1 protein-coding gene (cut by a window edge) is annotated in these 17,675 nt (G+C 63.9%); it reads right to left on the reverse strand.

From position 1 onward, the window contains the following. On the reverse strand, window positions 1-17,675 hold the 3' portion of the coding sequence (locus C2E19_RS17285; RefSeq protein WP_129394308.1) for a non-ribosomal peptide synthase/polyketide synthase. 169 nt of this gene lie beyond the right edge of the window; the window shows 17,675 of its 17,844 coding nt (coding positions 170-17,844); its start codon lies beyond the right edge, outside the window; the stop codon is at window positions 1-3.

Raw genomic sequence — 17,675 nt, forward strand, 5'->3', positions numbered from 1 at the left:
TCAGGACAATATTTCGCCCGCCGGCACTTTCCGGCCGTCATGCCACCACGCCGCGAAACTGAAGACGTTGGGCGCCTTGAGAATCGTGAAATGGTTGCCCGGCCCGTACCACACCGCCAGATCCGCGACCTGGCGCTGCCAACCCTCAACCATCGCCGCTTGCTCGCGCTGATTGCCCCACGCATCCAGCGTCGGGTCATCGACCAGCGCCAGCCGCACCGGCCCGGTGTAGGCCAATTGCGGTTGATAGACCGTGCGCAGTGCCGTCGCAAAGGTGCGGACCGGGCCGTGCATCGCCTGCTCCGATGAACGCGCCGACAACACACCGGCGCGCACCATGCCTTGGTGCAACAGGCGCATTTGCGCAGACTCGTCAGCCTCGGCAAACGCTTGCGGATCGATGCCCAGAGACTTGCCGCTGGACAGCTGCAACGTCTCGATCAAACGTTGCAGCGCGGCGGTCGTCGTGTACGGTTTGCCCGCCGTGCCGTTGCCACCGGGGGCTTCGCTGTCGATCAGGGTCAACGACGCCACTTCTCGTCCGGCCGCCTGCAACTGCGCGGCCATGGCATGCACGACCCAGCCGCCGAACGAATGGCCGATCAGGTGCACCGCGCCTTGCGGGTACAACTGCTCGACGGCGTGCAGATAACACCGCGCCGCCGCCTCGACCTGACTGTGCGGCACGCCGCTGCCATCGAGCCCGCGCGGTTGCAGACCGAAAATCGGCCATTCCGGGCCGAGTGCTTCGGTCAGGTGAATGAACCCGGTGACACTGTCACCCGCCCCCGGCACGCAAAAGATCGGCGCATGCCCGGGGTGCCCGCTCTGAATCGTCAACAGTGGCTGATAGGCCTGTGGCTGCGGAGCCTGCGCCGCCGACAGGGCCTGACTCAGGGCATGGCCGAGCGCCTCGATCTCCGGGGTTTTCATCATGCTGCGGTGATCACCCGGCACATCAATGCAGCGCAGCAAACCTGTGGCGACCCTGGTTTCCCAGCCTCGGGTCGGACTCGGTTGTGCCTGCCCCGGCATCAGCCCCTGAGCGCGGAACAGGTGCACCGGCTGACTGGCCGGCGCGAGCCGGTAATGCGCCAGCGCCAGGCCATGGGCGGCCTCACGATCAAAGTAACTCCAGGCCTGCGCTGCGCTCAGTGCAGCCAGTTCCGGGTCCGGCAGTTGCTGTTCGCAGCAGCGCCGAAACAAATCGTCGAAGGCAATAAGTTCGACTTCCGCCTCCAGCGTCTCTACCTCAGTCAACGCTTGCTGCCCTTCTGCACCGCGCATCTGCGAACGCGCACGGCAATGTTCGAGCAATTGACGTTTGTCGCGATGCTCGCCACTCCAGCGGGTTTTATTCTGGCTGACCGGGTGCGGCGCGTAAGTATCGAGCAGGCCGACAAACGCCACGGCCTCATCGAGACCGAGCAGTTGCTGCGCGATTTCATAGGCCAGCAAGCCACCAAACGACCACCCGGCCAGACGGTAAGGGCCGTGCGGCTGCACCGAGCGGATGATCCCGACCATCCGCGCGGCCATGCATTCAAGGGTGCGCAGTTGCGGCTGCCACAGCGGCACACCGGGCAAGCCGTAAATCGGGAACTGCCCGTCGATGTGCAAACCCAATGCCGGGAAATACACATCGCGGCCGCTGAACTCATGGATCAGGAACAGCGCATGACCGCCCTCTCCCGGTCGCACCACGACCAGTCCTTCCGGTTGCTCGGGCACACCACTGCGCTGACTGATCAGCGCCGCCAGTGATTCGATGCTCGGCCGCTGGAACAGCTCCGCCAGCGTCACCTGTTGCCCTGCACGCTGCAGCAGACTGACCAGACGAATCGCCAGCAATGAATGCCCGCCCAATTCAAAGAAATTGTCGTGACGGCCGACCTGCTCGACATTCAGTACCTCGCCCCAGATCCGCGCCAGCACGGTTTCGACCTCGCCTTGGGGCGCTTCGTAGTGGCGGCTGAGCACGGCGTCGAGGCCCGGTGCCGGCAGCGCCTGACGGTCGATCTTGCCGTTGGGACTCAACGGCAAAACATCGAGCGCGACAAACGCGCCCGGCACCATGTACTCGGGCAATTGTTCGAGGATGAACGCGCGCAGCGTGTCGATCGCCGGTACAGCACTGCCATTAACCGTAGTGAAATAGGCGACCAGACGCTCGTCACGCATCAGCACCACCACCTCGCGCACATCCGGGTGCTGGATCAACCGCGCTTCGATTTCACCGAGTTCCAGGCGCAAGCCATGCAGCTTGACCTGGAAGTCATTGCGCCCGAGGAATTCGAGGTTGCCGTCCGCGCGGTAACGCACCAGATCGCCGGTGCGGTACAAGCGATCACCGACCACGAACGGACTGTCGATAAAGCGCTCGGCCTGCATCTGCGGCAGTCCCATATACCCTCGCGCCACGCCGACCCCGCCGATGTGCAACTGGCCGACGACGCCGAGCGGCACAACCTGGTCATGCGCATCGAGTACATACAGGCGGGTGTTGCAGATGGCTTTGCCGATCGGCAACTCCGATGTCGGCACGGCCATGTGCGGCTCCAGCGTCCATGCCGTGCTGTCGACCGTGGCTTCGGTCGGGCCATAGACGTTATGCAGGCGCACCCACGGCAGGTGCTGGCGCACAGCAGCGGCCAGCGCCGCCGTCAGTTCACCGCCGCCACAGAACACATCGGTGAGGCTGGTGCACTCACTGACCTCCTGCAATTCAAGAAATTGCTGCAACAGTGCCGGCACAAACTTGACCACCGTAACCCGTTGCTGACGAATCACTTGCGCCAGATACGCCGGTTCCCGGTGGCCGCCCGGCCGTGCCAATACCAGACGCACACCCGCCGTCAGCGGCCAGAAGAACTCCCACACCGAACCGTCGAAACTGAAAGGCGCCTTCTGCAACAGCGCGCCGTCTGCGGTCGGCGGGCAGATCTTCGACCCCCAATGCACCAGATTGCACAGGCCACGATGCTCGAGCATTACGCCTTTTGGCGTGCCGGTCGAACCCGAGGTGTAGATCATGTAGGCCAGATTCGAAGCACTCAGGCCGGGAACTTGCGGATTGTTTTGCGACTGGTCATGCCAGCTGCATTGGTCGAAATCGATCAACAGCGCATCGGTCGCGGCGAACAGCGATCGGGTGGCGGTGTGTACCAACACCGCCGTCGGCGCGCAGTCCCTGAGCATGAAATCGAGGCGCTCCGCTGGATAAGCCGGATCCAGCGGCACATATGCGCCACCGGCCTTGAGAATGCCAAGCAACCCCACCACCAGATCTAGCCCACGCTCGACACACAGCGCCACCCGCGCATCCGGCCCAACGCCTTGCTCGCGCAGATGATGCGCGAGTCGATTGGCGCGGGCATTCAACTCACGATACGTCAGGCGGTGGTCGCCAGCCTGCACGGCAATGGCGTCCGGCTGACGCTGCACCTGTGCTTCGAACAGGCTTTGAATCGGCTGCTCGACCGGGCAATCGAGCGCAGTCGCATTGAACTCGCCGAGCAGGCGCTGCTGCTCATTCGCCGCCAGCAGATTGACCTGCGCCAGTTTCGCCTGGTCATCGCTGACCAGCGCTGCCAGCAAGCGCTGGAAGTAACCGACAAAACGCTGCACCGTCGACTCATCGAACAACGCCGTGGCGTAGCGCAGCGAGCCGCGAACGCCTTGCGCAGTTTCACCGAGGCTCAGCGACAGGTCGAACTTCACGAAGTGATTTTCCCCAGCGACACCTTCCAGCGTCAGGCCACCCAGTGCCAGGGCCGGCGCGACGCTACTGTCCCAGCTCAGCAGCGTCTGGAACAACGGTGTGTGGGCGAGGCTGCGCAGCGGCCGGGTAATTTCCACCACGTGCTCGAACGGCAGGTCCTGATGCGCCTGCGCCGCCAGCGTTTGCGCTTTGACCCGCGCCAGCAGCGCTGCCCCCGTCAGATCGCCTGAGGTATCGATACGCAGCGCCAGGGTGTTGACGAACATGCCGATCAGCCCCTCGATCTCGGCGCGGGTACGGTTGGCCACCGGCGAGCCGACCACCACATCGGACTGTCCGGACAGGCGAGCGAGCAACATCGCCCACGCGCTCATGATGACCATGTACGGCGTCACGGCGTGACGCTGACACAGCGCCTTGAGAGCGGCGCTGGTCTGTTCGTCCAGCACGATTTCGACACTGCCGCCGTGGTGATCCTGTTGTGCCGGACGCGGACGGTCAGTCGGCAGGCTCAACAAGGCTGGCGCGCCGGCCAGCGTCTGCTGCCAGTAATCGCTCTGGCGTTGTAACACCTCGCCGCTGAGCCAGCGCCGCTGCCACACCGCGTAGTCGGCGTATTGCAGGGCCAACGGTGGTAGCGGATCGTCCTCGCCGTGGCTGAACGCCTGATACAGCGCCATCAATTCGCGGGTCAGCACGCCCATCGACCAGCCGTCGGAGATGATGTGGTGCATGGTCAGCATCAGCACATGGTGATCATCGGCCAGACGTACCAGACGTCCGCGAATCAGCGGTTCATCCTGCAAATTGAAAGGCCCGCGTGCCTCCGTGTCGAGCAATGTGCGCAAGGCTTCCTCGCTCTGCGGGTGTTGGCGCCAATCTTGCTCAATCAGCGGCAAGCCACTGTCGACCGGGGCAATCAGCATCTGTGCTTCGTCGTTGAATTGCGCGAAACGGCTGCGCAGGCTTTCGTGACGCGCGACGATCCGCGCCAATGCCCGTTGCAGGGCCACGGCGTCGAGTCGGCCACGCAGGTGCAGGCCCAGAGGAATGTTGTAGGCGGTGTTGCCGCCGTCCATCTGCGCGAGGAACCACAAACGTTGCTGGGCGAACGACAGCGGCAACGCCTGATCTCGCGGCGCCGGCAGAATCGGCGGCAAGCTGCTGCGTTCGGCCTGACTCAAGACCTCGGCGACCGCCGCCAGCTGCGGATTGGCGAACAGATCGGCCAGCGCCAGTTCCACTCCCAATTGCTCACGCACCCGGGACAGCATGCGCATCGCCAGCAACGAGTGGCCGCCGAGTTCGAAGAAGTTGTCGTGGCGGCCGACCTGTTCGACCTGCAACACCTCGGCCCAGACCTGTGCGAGGCTGATTTCCAGTGGATTGGCCGGCGCCTCGTAAACCCGACTGAGCAGCGCCTCCTGCGTCGGTGCCGGCAGTGCCTTGCGGTCGACCTTGCCGTTGTTGTTCAACGGCAACACATCGAGTTGCACCCACGCCGTCGGCACCATGTATTCCGGCAGTCGTGCGTGCAACTGTGCGTGCAGTTCGGCGCTGTCCAAGACGCCATCGTGCGCGGTGTAGTAAGCCACCAGACGCGTGGCGTCCTGACCGACACGACGCGCCAGCACCACCGCCTCTTTAATCCCCGGGCAGTTCAGCAGGCGATTCTCGATTTCACCCAGTTCGATGCGGAAGCCACGGATCTTCACCTGATCGTCGTTGCGGCCGATGCAATCGAGTTGCCCCGGCGCCAGCCAGCGTACGAGGTCGCCGGTGCGGTAGAGCAACGCGCCAGGCTTATCACTGAACGGATCGCGGAGGAATTTCTCGGCGGTCAGATCCGGTCGGTTCAGGTAACCCAGTGCCACGCCCTCCCCGCCGATGTACAGCTCGCCGGTCACGCCCATCGGCACCGGATGCTGGTACGCGTCGAGTACGTAGACCTGGGTGTTGCCGATTGGCCCGCCAATCGGCACGCTGTCGGCGTGTTCCGCCACTTCGCACACGGCAAAGGTTGTCGCGTAGGTGGTGGTTTCGGTCGGGCCGTAGCAATGCACGATGCGCAATGCGGGGGCCTCGGCCAGCAGGCGCCGGAACGCCGCCGGATCGCCACGCTCACCGCCGCACAGCAGAATCCGCAAGCCTTTGAGCGCCTGCGGGATCAGTTGCACGTACTGGTTGAACAGCGCGGTGGTGACGAACAGGATCGTCGCGCCACTGGCGCTCAGTTCACGGCCGAAGGCATTCGGATCGAGCAGGGTTTGATGGTCGATGATCACCACGCGACCGCCATTGAGCAGCGGCCCCCAAATGTCCATGGTGCTCGCATCGAACGCCGGGTTCGAGGCGAACACCACACGATCCTGCGCAGTGAAATCGGCGTAACCGTTGTTGAGCACCAACCGACCGATGCCCCGATGCGGCACCATCACCCCTTTCGGCGTGCCGGTGGAACCGGAGGTGTACATGATGTACGCCAGTGTTTCGGAAGACTGCACCAGGTTGGGGTTATGCGTCGGCTGGCCGTTAAGGGTCAGCGTGTCGAGATCGATGCGCGGCGCGGCGTAGTCGATGACTTCGCTACTCAAGGTCAGCAGCGCCAGCGCCTGACAGTCCTCGACCATGAACGCCTGACGCTCGCTCGGCGCATTGATGTCCAGCGGCACATAGGCCGCCGCGCACTTGGCAATGGCCAGTTGCGCCACCAGCAGCTCCAGCGAACGCGGCAACAGGATCGCCACGTGGTCACCCGGTTGTACGCCGTGTGCGATCAGGTGATGGGCCAGGCGGTTGGCCTGCGCGTTCAGCTCGAAGTAGCTCAGCGAATGCGCACCCTGCACCGCCGCCACGGCTTTTGGATGCGCCGCAGCCTGCTGCTGGAAAACCCCGTGCACGGTCAGTGTTTGCGGGTAATCGCGCGCCGTGGCGTTGAAGTCACGCAGCAAGCGCTTGCGCTCATCCGCTGCCAGCAACGGCACCTGCTCCAACACCGTTTGATCGTTGCTGATCATCGCCTCAAGCAAGCACTGCAAGTAGCTGATGTAGCGCTCGATCGTCGATGCATCGAACAGCGCCGTGGCGTAGTTCAGCGAGCCGCGAATCACCCCGTTGACCTCGCCCAGTGTCAGCGTCAGGTCAAACTTGGCGACATCGCCCGGCCCGGCAACGCCTTCCAGCGTCAGCTCGCCCAGCGCCAGTTGCGGGCCGACGCTGCCGTCCCAGTTCAGTGTGGTCTGGAACAGCGGGCTGTGCGCCAGACTGCGCAGCGGTCGGGCGATTTCCACCACTTGTTCGAAGGGCAGATCCTGATGCGCCTGCGCCGCCAGTGTCCGCGCCTTGACCTGTGCCAGCAGCGCTTCGACGCTCGGTGCGCCCGAGGTGTCGATGCGCAAGGCCAGCGTGTTGACGAACATGCCGATCAAGCCTTCGAGTTCCGCGCGGCTGCGGTTGGCCACCGGTGCACCGATCAGCACATCGGTCTGCCCGGACAGGCGACTCATCAGCGATGCCCAGGCGCTCATAACGGTCATGAACAGTGTCACGCCATGACGTTGGCTCAAGGCCTTGAGCCCTGCGCTCAGGCGCGGGTCCAGCAGCACTTCGACGTTGCCGCCGGTGTAATCCTGTTGCGCCGGTCGCGGGCGATCGGTGGGCAGCGTCAACAAGGCCGGCGCGCCATCGAGGGTCTGCTGCCAGTAATGGCTTTGCCGTTGCAATACTTCACCGCTGAGCCAGCGCCGTTGCCATACGGCGTAGTCGCCGTATTGCAGGGTCAGGGCTGGCAGCGGGTCAGGCTGACCCTGGCTGAACGCTTGATACAACGCCATCAACTCAGCGGTCAGCACACCCATCGACCAGCCATCGGCGACGATGTGATGCACGGTCAACAGCAGCACATGATGCTCGTCGGCCAGACGCACCAGTTGTCCGCGAATCAGTTGATCGTTCTGCAGATCGAACGCTGCCGAGGCTTCTTGCGCCATCAATCCCTGCAAGGTGAGTTCACCTTGCAAGTCTTGGCGCAGGTCTTCCATGCGCAAGAGCAAACCGCTGTCGACCGGGGCAATCGACACCTGCGCGGTGTCGTCGATGCGGATGAAACGGCTGCGCAGGGTTTCGTGGCGGGCCACGATCTGCGCCAGCGCCGCTTGCAGGGCATCGACGTCGAGGTGCCCGCGCAAGCGCAAGGCGACAGGGATGTTGTATGCCGAGTTGCCACCGGCCATCTGCGCCAGGAACCACAGGCGTTGTTGGGCGAAAGACATCGGCAGCGCTTGGTCGCGCGGTGCCGGCACAATGTCCGCTAGCGTGCTGCGCCCGGCGCGGTTCAATACTGCGGCGACGGCGCTCAATTGGGCGTCGGCAAACAGCTCACTCAGCGCCAGTTCGACGCCGAGGCGCTGACGGATCAGCGAGACCATGCGCATCGCCAACAGCGAATGACCGCCAAGTTCAAAAAAGTGATCGTGACGGCCGACCTGCCCGACTTGCAGCACTTCGGCCCAGATCTGCGCCAGCGCGGTTTCCAGCTCGCCTTGCGGCGCCACGTATTCACGGGTCGGCAGCGCGGCCAGATCCGGCTTCGGTAAAGCCTTACGGTCGACCTTGCCATTGGCGGTCAACGGCAAAGCCTCGAGCCGGACAAACGCCGCCGGCACCATGTAGTCCGGCAACTGCGCCAACAGATGCTCGCGCAAGTTGCCCACTGCCAGTGGCTCGGCCCCCGTTTGTTCGGTGAAATACGCCACCAGTCGCGGCTGACCGGGCTGGTCCTCGCGGGCCAGCAGCACCGCCTCGTTGATACCGGGGAGCTGATTGAGGCGGGTCTCGATTTCGCCCAACTCGATGCGCATGCCACGGATTTTTACCTGATCGTCGTTACGCCCCAGATAGTCGAGCGAGCCGTCTTCGCGCCAGCGGGCAAGGTCACCGGTGCGGTACATGCGCGCATTCGGCGCGCGGCTGAACGGGTCGTGCAGGAAACGTTCGGCGGTCAGGTCGGCGCGGTTCAGATAACCCCGGGCCACGCCCGCGCCACCGACGTACAACTCGCCCATCACGCCCATTGGCACCGGGCGTTGCTGCTCGTCGAGCAAATAAACCGCCGCGTTCGCCACCGGTTTGCCGATGTGCAACGCCGCGCCCACTTCGACATGCCCGGAGGTGGCGACCACGGTGGCCTCGGTCGGGCCGTAGTTGTTGATCACGGCGAAGCGCTGCTGACGGCTGAACTGACGCAAGCGATCGCCACCGATCAGCAAGGTGCGCAAGGTCGGATGATCAAGGTTCTGGCTGAACGCGTATTCGGCGACCGGTGTCGGCAAAAAGCTCACGTCCAGCGGTTGCGCGCGCCACCAGTCGAGCAACGCATCGATGTCTTCAGCGCCGTCATGGGTCGGTGCCAGGTGCAAAGTCGCGCCCGCGCACAGGGCCGGCCAGACTTCCCACGCCATCGCATCGAAACCGAAGCCAGCAAGACTGGAGGTGTGGTTGCCGGCGCGTAAATCGAACGTTTCACAATGCCAGTCGACCAGGTTGGACAGCGTCTGATGCTCGACCATGACCCCTTTTGGCAGGCCGGTGGAACCCGAGGTGTAGATCACGTACGCCAGGTGCTTGACCGTCAAGTCTGGTACCAGAGGGTTGTGCTGCGCGTGCGCCGGCCATGCGCTCAGGTCGACATCGATCACTGGCACGCTCAGCAACGGCAGTCTCTGGTGCAGATCGCTTTGCGTGAGCACCGCGACCGGTGCGCTGTCGTTCAACAAATAGCTGATCCGCTCGGCGGGATGCGCCGGATCGATCGGCACATAGCCGGCGCCGGCCTTGAGAATGGCGACCAGACCGACCAGCGTATCCAGTCCACGGCGGGCGACGATGGCCACGCGGTCATCCGGTTTCACGCCCAATTCGATCAAGTGATGCGCCAACGCATTGGCCTGGCGATTGAGCTGCAAGTAAGTCAGTGGCTGTCCGCCAAACACCGCGGCCACGGCCTGCGGACGCTCGGCGACCTGCGACTCGAAGCGCTGGGCAATCGTCAGTCCACGCGAGTAATCGGCCTCGGTTGCATTGAAGCGCACCAGCAACTGTTCGCGCTCTGCTGCCGGCAGGATCGACAAGCGATCAAAGCCTGCGTGCGGCGTATGCTCCAGCGCCTCCAGCAAAGTCATCAACGCAGCCTGCATGTAGCCGCAGATACGCAGCGCATCAATGCCGGCCCCGGCCAATACCTTCAGGCGGAAGTCTTCACCGAGATCATCAACGCTGAGGGTCAGGCGATAGTTGCTGTGTTCCTCGGCATCGAGCAGTTGCATGCCGTGCCACGCCGCTTGCACCTCGGCGGATATCGGCCCGATCGGGGTGCTGTGACGATAATTGAGCAGCGTGCTGAACAGCGGCGTGCCCGTCGGCATGGCGCTGCACTGTTGCACCTGTGCCAGTTGCGCATGCTCGTGGGCGAGCAACTGACTCAGGCGTTCATGGGTCGCCAACGCGGCGCCTTTGACGCTGTGCGCATTGAGTTCGATGCACAACGGCAAGGTGTTGATGAACACCCCAAGCGCACGCTCCGAGCCTTCACCACCCTGCAATCGGCCGAGCAACACCGTGCCGAATACCACGGCGTCGCGCCCGGACAATTGCCCCAGCACCTGCGCCCAGGCGAGGTGCATCAGGCTGGCGGCGCTGACACCCAGGCGTCGCGCCTGTTGCCGCACGCTGTGGCTCAGCGAATGTGGCAACGCCAACTGCGCCTCTTGCGCTGGCGCGTCGTCGACCCGTTGCTGACCATACGGCAAAGTCGGTTCATCAACAGCGCCGAGCATCTCGCTGAAAAAGCTTTGGTGCTCTTGTTCGCTCAGCCCGGAGCGGGTGTGCGCCACGTAATTGCGGTACGGCACCGGCTCGCTCAATTGCTCGGCATTGCCCAGCAGAAACGCCTGCATCTCGTGCTGCAGCACTTCGAGCGCGACGTGATCCATCACCAGGTGATGGAACAGCAGCAATGCCACCACACGTTGACGGGCTGCATCGCGGCTGTAGACCATGCGCATCAGCGGAGCTTCGGTAACCGGCATACGGTAGGTATCGACGGTGAATCGCGCATGCAACCGGCTCAGTGCATCGCCTGCTTCGGCGTCCAGTTGCAATGCCTCGCAGCTCAGCGAAGCCTGACGCCAGACCACTTGCACCGGCTCGTCGAGACCTTCCCAGAACAGCGAAGTACGCAGAATGTCGTGGCGCTCGATCACCCGTTGCAGGGCGTCGGTGAAGGCTTGCAAACGCTGTTCATCGGCGAAGGCAAACTGCGCCTGCAACACGTACGGATCGCCCTGCGCGGCTGACAGATGATGGAACAGGATGCCGGTCTGCAACGGCGCCAGCGGATAGATGTCCTGCACGTTGCGCGCACCGCCGGGAACACTCGCGACGATCCGGTCGATCGTCGCTTGATCCAGCGCCACCAGCGGCAGAAGTTCGGGGGTGATGCGCGGGCAATCGGCCGGAATCAGGTTTGCCGGCACCGCCGCTTCAGGCTCCCCGCCCACTGCCGCCGCCAGCGCGGCCAGCGTCGGTTGGCCGAACAGCACGCGAATATCCGCCGACAGCCCGGCGCGGCGCATGCGCGCAACCAGATTGACCGCCAGCAACGAATGGCCGCCCAGTTCGAAGAAATGATCGAAGCGCCCTACTCGCTCGACCTTGAGCAACTCGGCCCAGATCCCTGCAATCACGGTCTCGATTTCACCGACCGGGGCTTCGTACGCGCGGGTCAGCAGCGCCGAATGGTCAGGGGCCGGCAAGGCCTGGCGATCGAGTTTGCCGTTGGGGCTCAGTGGCAAGGCCGGCAGATGCACAAACAGCGCAGGCACCATGTAGTCCGGCAAATGCTTGAGCAGTTGACTGCGCAGCTGATCGATGTCCAGCGGCTCGCCGCTGTAGTACGCGACCAGACGCTGATCGCCCGGCACATCTTCACGGGCCAGCACCGCCGCTTCGCGCACGCCGTCGATGTGCGCCAGATGCGCCTGGATCTCGCCCAGTTCGATGCGCAAACCACGGATCTTGACCTGATCGTCATTGCGCCCCAGGTACTCGATGTTGCCATCGGCCAGGTAACGCGCAACGTCGCCGGTGCGGTACAGACGCGCGCCTGGCTGATCGCTGAACGGGTCGTCGAGGAAGCGTTCGGCCGTCAGCTCAGGCCGATGCAGATAACCCCGCGCCACCTGCACGCCGCCGAGATACATCTCCCCGACCACGCCGAATGGCACCGGTTGCTGATGAGCATCGAGGATATACACGCGGGTATTGCACAGCGGTTTGCCGATCGGCGGCGTGCCTTCCGGTACCGGCGAATCGGGCTCCAGCGTCCACACCGTGCTGTCAACGGTGGCTTCAGTCGGGCCATAAACGTTGTGCAGGCGCACCTGCGGCAGGCGCTCGCGCACGCTGCGCACCAATGCGGCTGTCAGCTCACCGCCACCACAGAACACATCGGTCAGGCTGCGGCATTCACCGACTGCTTGCTCTTCAAGGAACTGCTGCAACAGCGCCGGTACGAACTGGATGACATTGACCTGTTGCTGACGAATCAACTGCACCAGCGCGGCCGGATCGCGGTGCTCGTCCGGGCCGGCGAGGACCAGGCGCATGCCGCTGGTCAACGGCCAGAACAGCTCCCACACCGAGGCATCGAAACTCAACGGGGTTTTCTGCAACAGCGCAGCACCGCTCGCCAGCGGGCACAGGTTGGCGCTCCAGTGCAGAAGATTGCCCAGATTACGATGCTCGACCATCACGCCTTTCGGGGTGCCGGTGGAACCGGAGGTGTAAATCACATAAGCCAGGTTCGCGGCGCTCAGGTCCGGCACCTGCGGATTACTCGGTTCAAGGTCTTGCCAGGTGCACTGGTCGAAATCGACCAACACGCCGGCCCACTCGCCGATCAACACGCGCGTCGGCGCATGCACCAGCGCCGCCACGGGCGCGCTGTCCTCGAGCATGTACGCCAGACGCTCGGCGGGATAACTGGGGTCCAGCGGCACATAAGCGCCGCCGGCCTTGAGAATCGCCAGTAGACCGACCAGCAGTTGCGGCCCGCGCTCGACGCAGATCGCCACCCGCGCATCGCGATCTACACCGCACTGGCGCAGGTGATGGGCGAGTCGGTTGGCGCGGCGGTTCAACTCGGCGTAACTCAAGCGCAGCTCACCGGCTACCACGGCGTCAGCGTCGGGCGTGCGCAACACCTGCGCCTCGAAACGACCGTGAACGGTCTGCTCAAGATCGTGTTTGACGGCGGTGTCGTTCAGATCAACCAGCAGATGCTGACGTTCGTCGTCCGCCAACAACGCGACCTGATCCAGTACCGCTTGATCGTTGCTGACCATCGCCTGCAACAGTCGCTGGAAGTAGCCGACATAACGCTCAATGGTCGATTCGTCGAACAGGGCAATCGCGTACTCCAGCACACCGCGAATCCCGCCCGGCGCGTCTGCCAAAGTCAGCGACAGATCGAATTTGGCGAAGTGGCTCGGTTCGGCGACGCTTTCCAGGGTCAGATCGCCGAGGCTCAGACTGGCGCCATGGCCGCTGTCCCAACTGAACATCACCTGAAACAACGGGCTGTGCGCCATGCTGCGCGCAGGTTTGGTGATTTCCACCACTTGTTCGAACGGCAGGTCCTGATGGGCCTGCGCTTGCAGTGTCCGCGCCTTGACCCGCGCCAGCAGCGCTTCGCTGCTCAACTCACCCGACGTATCGATACGCAGGGCCAGGGTGTTGACGAACATGCCGATCAGGCCTTCGATCTCGGCACGAGTGCGGTTGGCCACCGGCGAGCCGATGACCACTTCCGATTGCCCGGACAAACGACTCAACAGACTCGCCCAGGCACTGAGCATGAGCATGTACATCGTCACACCGTGACGCTGGGCCAAAGCCTTGAGTCCGGCACTCAGGCGTTCATCGAGTACCACGTCGACGGTGCTGCCGGCGTAATCCTGCTGTGCCGGGCGCACGCGGTCGGTCGGCAGCGTCAACAGTGCCGGCGCGCCGGCCAGGGTCTGTTGCCAATATTCACTTTGGCGCTGCAACACCTCGCCACTGAGCCAGCGCCGCTGCCACACCGCGTAGTCGGTGTATTGCAGCGCCAGCGGCGGTAGCGGATCCGGCTGGCCATGGCTGAACGCTTGATACAACGCCATCAGTTCACGGGTCAGAATCCCCATCGACCAGCCATCGGAGATGATGTGGTGCAGGGTCAGCAACAGCACATGATGATCGTCGGCGAGGCGCACCAAGCGACCGCGAATCAGCGCATCGTCCTGCAAATCGAACGGCCCTGAAGCCTCGCCCTGAATCAGCGCCTGCAAGGTTTCGTCGGGTTGCGGATGCTGGCGCAGGTCCTCGACGCGCAGCAGCAGACCGCTGTCGAGCGGGGCGATCAGTACTTGCGCCTGATCATTGAACTGGGCAAAACGGCTGCGCAGGGTTTCATGCCGCGCGACGATGCGCGCCAAGGCTTGTTGCAGCGCAGGCTCATTCAGTTGGCCGCGCAGACGCAGGCCGATGGGAATGTTGTAGGCGGTGTTGGCGCCTTCCATTTGCGCCAGAAACCACAAGCGTTGCTGAGCGAATGACAGCGGCAAGGCGCCGTCACGGGCCACTGCGATAATCTCCGGTTGCGTGCTGCGCCCGGCCTGCGCCACGGCCTCGGCGACCGCCGCCAGTTCGGCGTTGGCAAACAGATCACCCAGCGCCAGTTCGACGCCAAGGCGCTGGCGAACCTGGGACACCATGCGCATGGCCAACAGTGAATGGCCGCCGAGTTCGAAGAAGTGATCCTGACGACCTACTCGCTCGACTTGCAGCACCTGCGCCCAGATCTGCGCCAAGGCACTTTCCAGCTCATTAAGCGGCGCCTCGTATTCGCGGGTGAACAGCGCCGCACGCTCGGGTTTCGGCAGGGCTTTGCGGTCGACCTTGCCATTGGCGGTCAATGGCAGTGCGTCGAGCCGGACGAAGGCCACCGGCACCATGTACTCCGGCAACTGGGTCAGCAGGTGCGCGCGCAACTCGGCCACGGCCAGCGGTTCGACCTGGCTCTGCTCGGTGAAATAGGCCACCAGGCGCGGCTGACCGGGTTGATCTTCGCGCGCCAGCAGCACGGCTTCCTGAATGCCGGGCAACTGATTGAGGCGAGTTTCGATTTCGCCGAGTTCGATGCGCACGCCACGGATTTTCACCTGATCGTCGTTACGCCCCAGGTATTCAATGGTGCCGTCGGCGCGCCACCGTGCGAGGTCGCCGGTGCGATACATGCGCGCGTTCGGCACGGGGCTGAACGGGTCATGCAGGAAGCGCTCGGCGCTCAGATCGGCGCGGTTCAAATAACCGCGCGCGACCCCGGCGCCGCCGACGTACAACTCGCCCATGACGCCAATCGGTACCGGACGCTGCTGTTCATCGAGCAGGTACATCGTGGCGTTGGCCACCGGTTTGCCGATGTGCAAGGCGTCGCCCGCCTCGATTCGCCCTGAGGTCGCGACAACGGTGGCTTCGGTCGGACCGTAGTTGTTGATCACGTCGAATTGCTGATTGCGGCTGAACTGGCGCAAGCGGTCGCCACCGATCAGCAGCGTGCGCAACGTCGGGTGTTCGAGGTTCTGGCTGAAGGCGTATTCGGCGACGGGCGTCGGCAGAAAACTCACGTCCAGCGGTTGCGCGCGCCACCAGTCGAGCAGTGCATCGATGTCCTCGGTGCCTTCGTGAGTCGGGGCCAGGTGCAGGGTCGCGCCGGCACACAACGCCGGCCAGACTTCCCAGGCCATGGCGTCGAAACCGAAGCCGGCAAGACTTGAAGTGTGGCGACCGGCGCACAGGTCAAACGCGCTGCAATGCCAATCGACCAGATTCGACAAGGTGCGGTGTTCGACCATCACCCCTTTGGGCAGGCCGGTGGAACCTGAGGTGTAGATCACGTAGGCCAGGTGCGCGGCAGTCAGGCCCGGGACGTGCGGATCATCGGCTTCGCTGAGCGGCCAGCTCAGTGGATCGAGATCGATCACCGGCACCTGCAACGCCGGCAAGCGCTCACGCAGAGTGTTCTGTGTCAGCACGGCAACCGGCGCACTGTCGCTGAGCAAGTAGTGCAGCCGCTCGGCCGGGTGCGCCGGGTCGACCGGTACATAACCGGCGCCCGCCTTGAGAATTGCCACCAGCCCGACCAGCGTGTCGAGGCCTCGGCGGGCGACGATGGCGACGCGATCGTCGGGCTTCACCCCTAGCGCGATCAGATGATGGGCCAAGACGTTGGCCTGTCGGTTGAGCTCGCCATAGCTCAGTTGCTCACCCAAGAATTGTGCTGCCAGCGCTTCTGGTCGCTGCGCCGCTTGCGCCTCGAAACGTTGGGCAATGGTCAACATCGCCGGAAAATCAGCGTGGCTGGCATTGAACGCCATCAACACTTGCTCGCGCTCGGCCGCCGGCAGAATCGGCAATCGGTTGATCGCGGTATCGGGCGCCTGCTCCAGCGCCAGCACCAGACTTTCCAGCGCGCAGTGCAGGTAATCGCAGAGGCGCTGTGGATCGACCTCGGTGGTCGCCAGCAACGTCAGGCTGAAGGCATCGCCGAAATCATCGACGCTCAGGGTCAGTGGGTAGTTGGTGCGTTCTTCGGAGCTGATCGTGCTGATGCCTTGCCACGCGGCGAGGGTCTCGGCACTCGCGGTCGCCGCCGTGTGGCTGTGACGGTAGTTGAGCAACGCGCTGAACAACGGCGTCGGCGCGACCACGCCGCTGCAACGCTGGGCCAACGCCAGTGGCGCGTGTTCGTGGCGCATCAGCGTGGTCAGGCGTTTGTGGGTCGCCTCCACCGCCGCACGCACGCCCTGCGCATCGACATCGACCCGCAGCGGCAGGGTGTTGATGAAAATCCCCAGTGCACGCTCAGTGGCTTCGGCGCCCTGCATGCGTCCCATCAACACCGTGCCGAAGACCACGTTGTGCTTGCCGGTGAGCACCGCCAATACCTGCGCCCAACCCAAGTGAAACAGGCTCGCGGCACTCACGCCGAGCTGCCGCGCCTGTGCGCGCAGACGCTGGCCAAGCAGCGGTTTGATCGGCAGGCTCAGCTCGGCGATGCCGAGGCCGTCGCCCTGCACATCCTGTAAACCGTACGGCAGCGTCGGCTCGGCAATGTCACCGAGCATCTCGCGGAAAAACGCCTCGTGTTCGGCTTCGCTGATGCCCAGCCGCGCTTGCGCCACGTAATTGCGAAACGGCACCGGGCGCCCGAGCGATTGATCCTGGCCGGTAAGGCAGGCGAGCAGTTCGTGACGCACCACGTCGAGCGCCGAGTGATCCAGCGCCATGTGATGGAACAACAACGTCGCGACCACGCGCTGGCCGTCCTCATCCCACGCGTAGGCCAGTCGCATCATCGGTGCGTACTTGACGTCGAGACGGTAATGCCGCGCATCGAAGCGCTCGTGCAATTGCTGCAGTACAGCGCGTTCGCTGTCGTCCACCGCGACTTCTTCCATCGGCAACTGCGCCTGACGCCAGACCACTTGCAGCGGCACGTCCAGCCCTTCCCAATGCACCGCCGTGCGCAGGATGTCGTGGCGGTCGATGACCTTTTGCAACGCTTGGGCGAAATCCTGCAAACGCTCACGGCTGTTGAACGCGAAGTACGATTGCATGACGTACGGATCGCCCTGCTCGTTGCTCGCGTGGTGATAGAGAATGCCTTCCTGCAACGGCGCCAGTGGGTAGATATCCTGGACATTGGCGGCGCCGCCGGGTACGTCGGCGATCAAGCGGTCGAGGGTCGGCTGATCGACTTCAGCCAGGGTCACCATCGCTGGCGTGATGTGTGTACTGCCGGGAAGAATGCCGTTGGCCGGAACGTCGATCTGGCCTGCTCGATTGGCCGAGTATT

The sequence above is a fragment of the Pseudomonas sp. DTU12.3 genome, from assembly GCF_004124275.1.
Lineage (GTDB): Bacteria > Pseudomonadota > Gammaproteobacteria > Pseudomonadales > Pseudomonadaceae > Aquipseudomonas > Aquipseudomonas helmanticensis.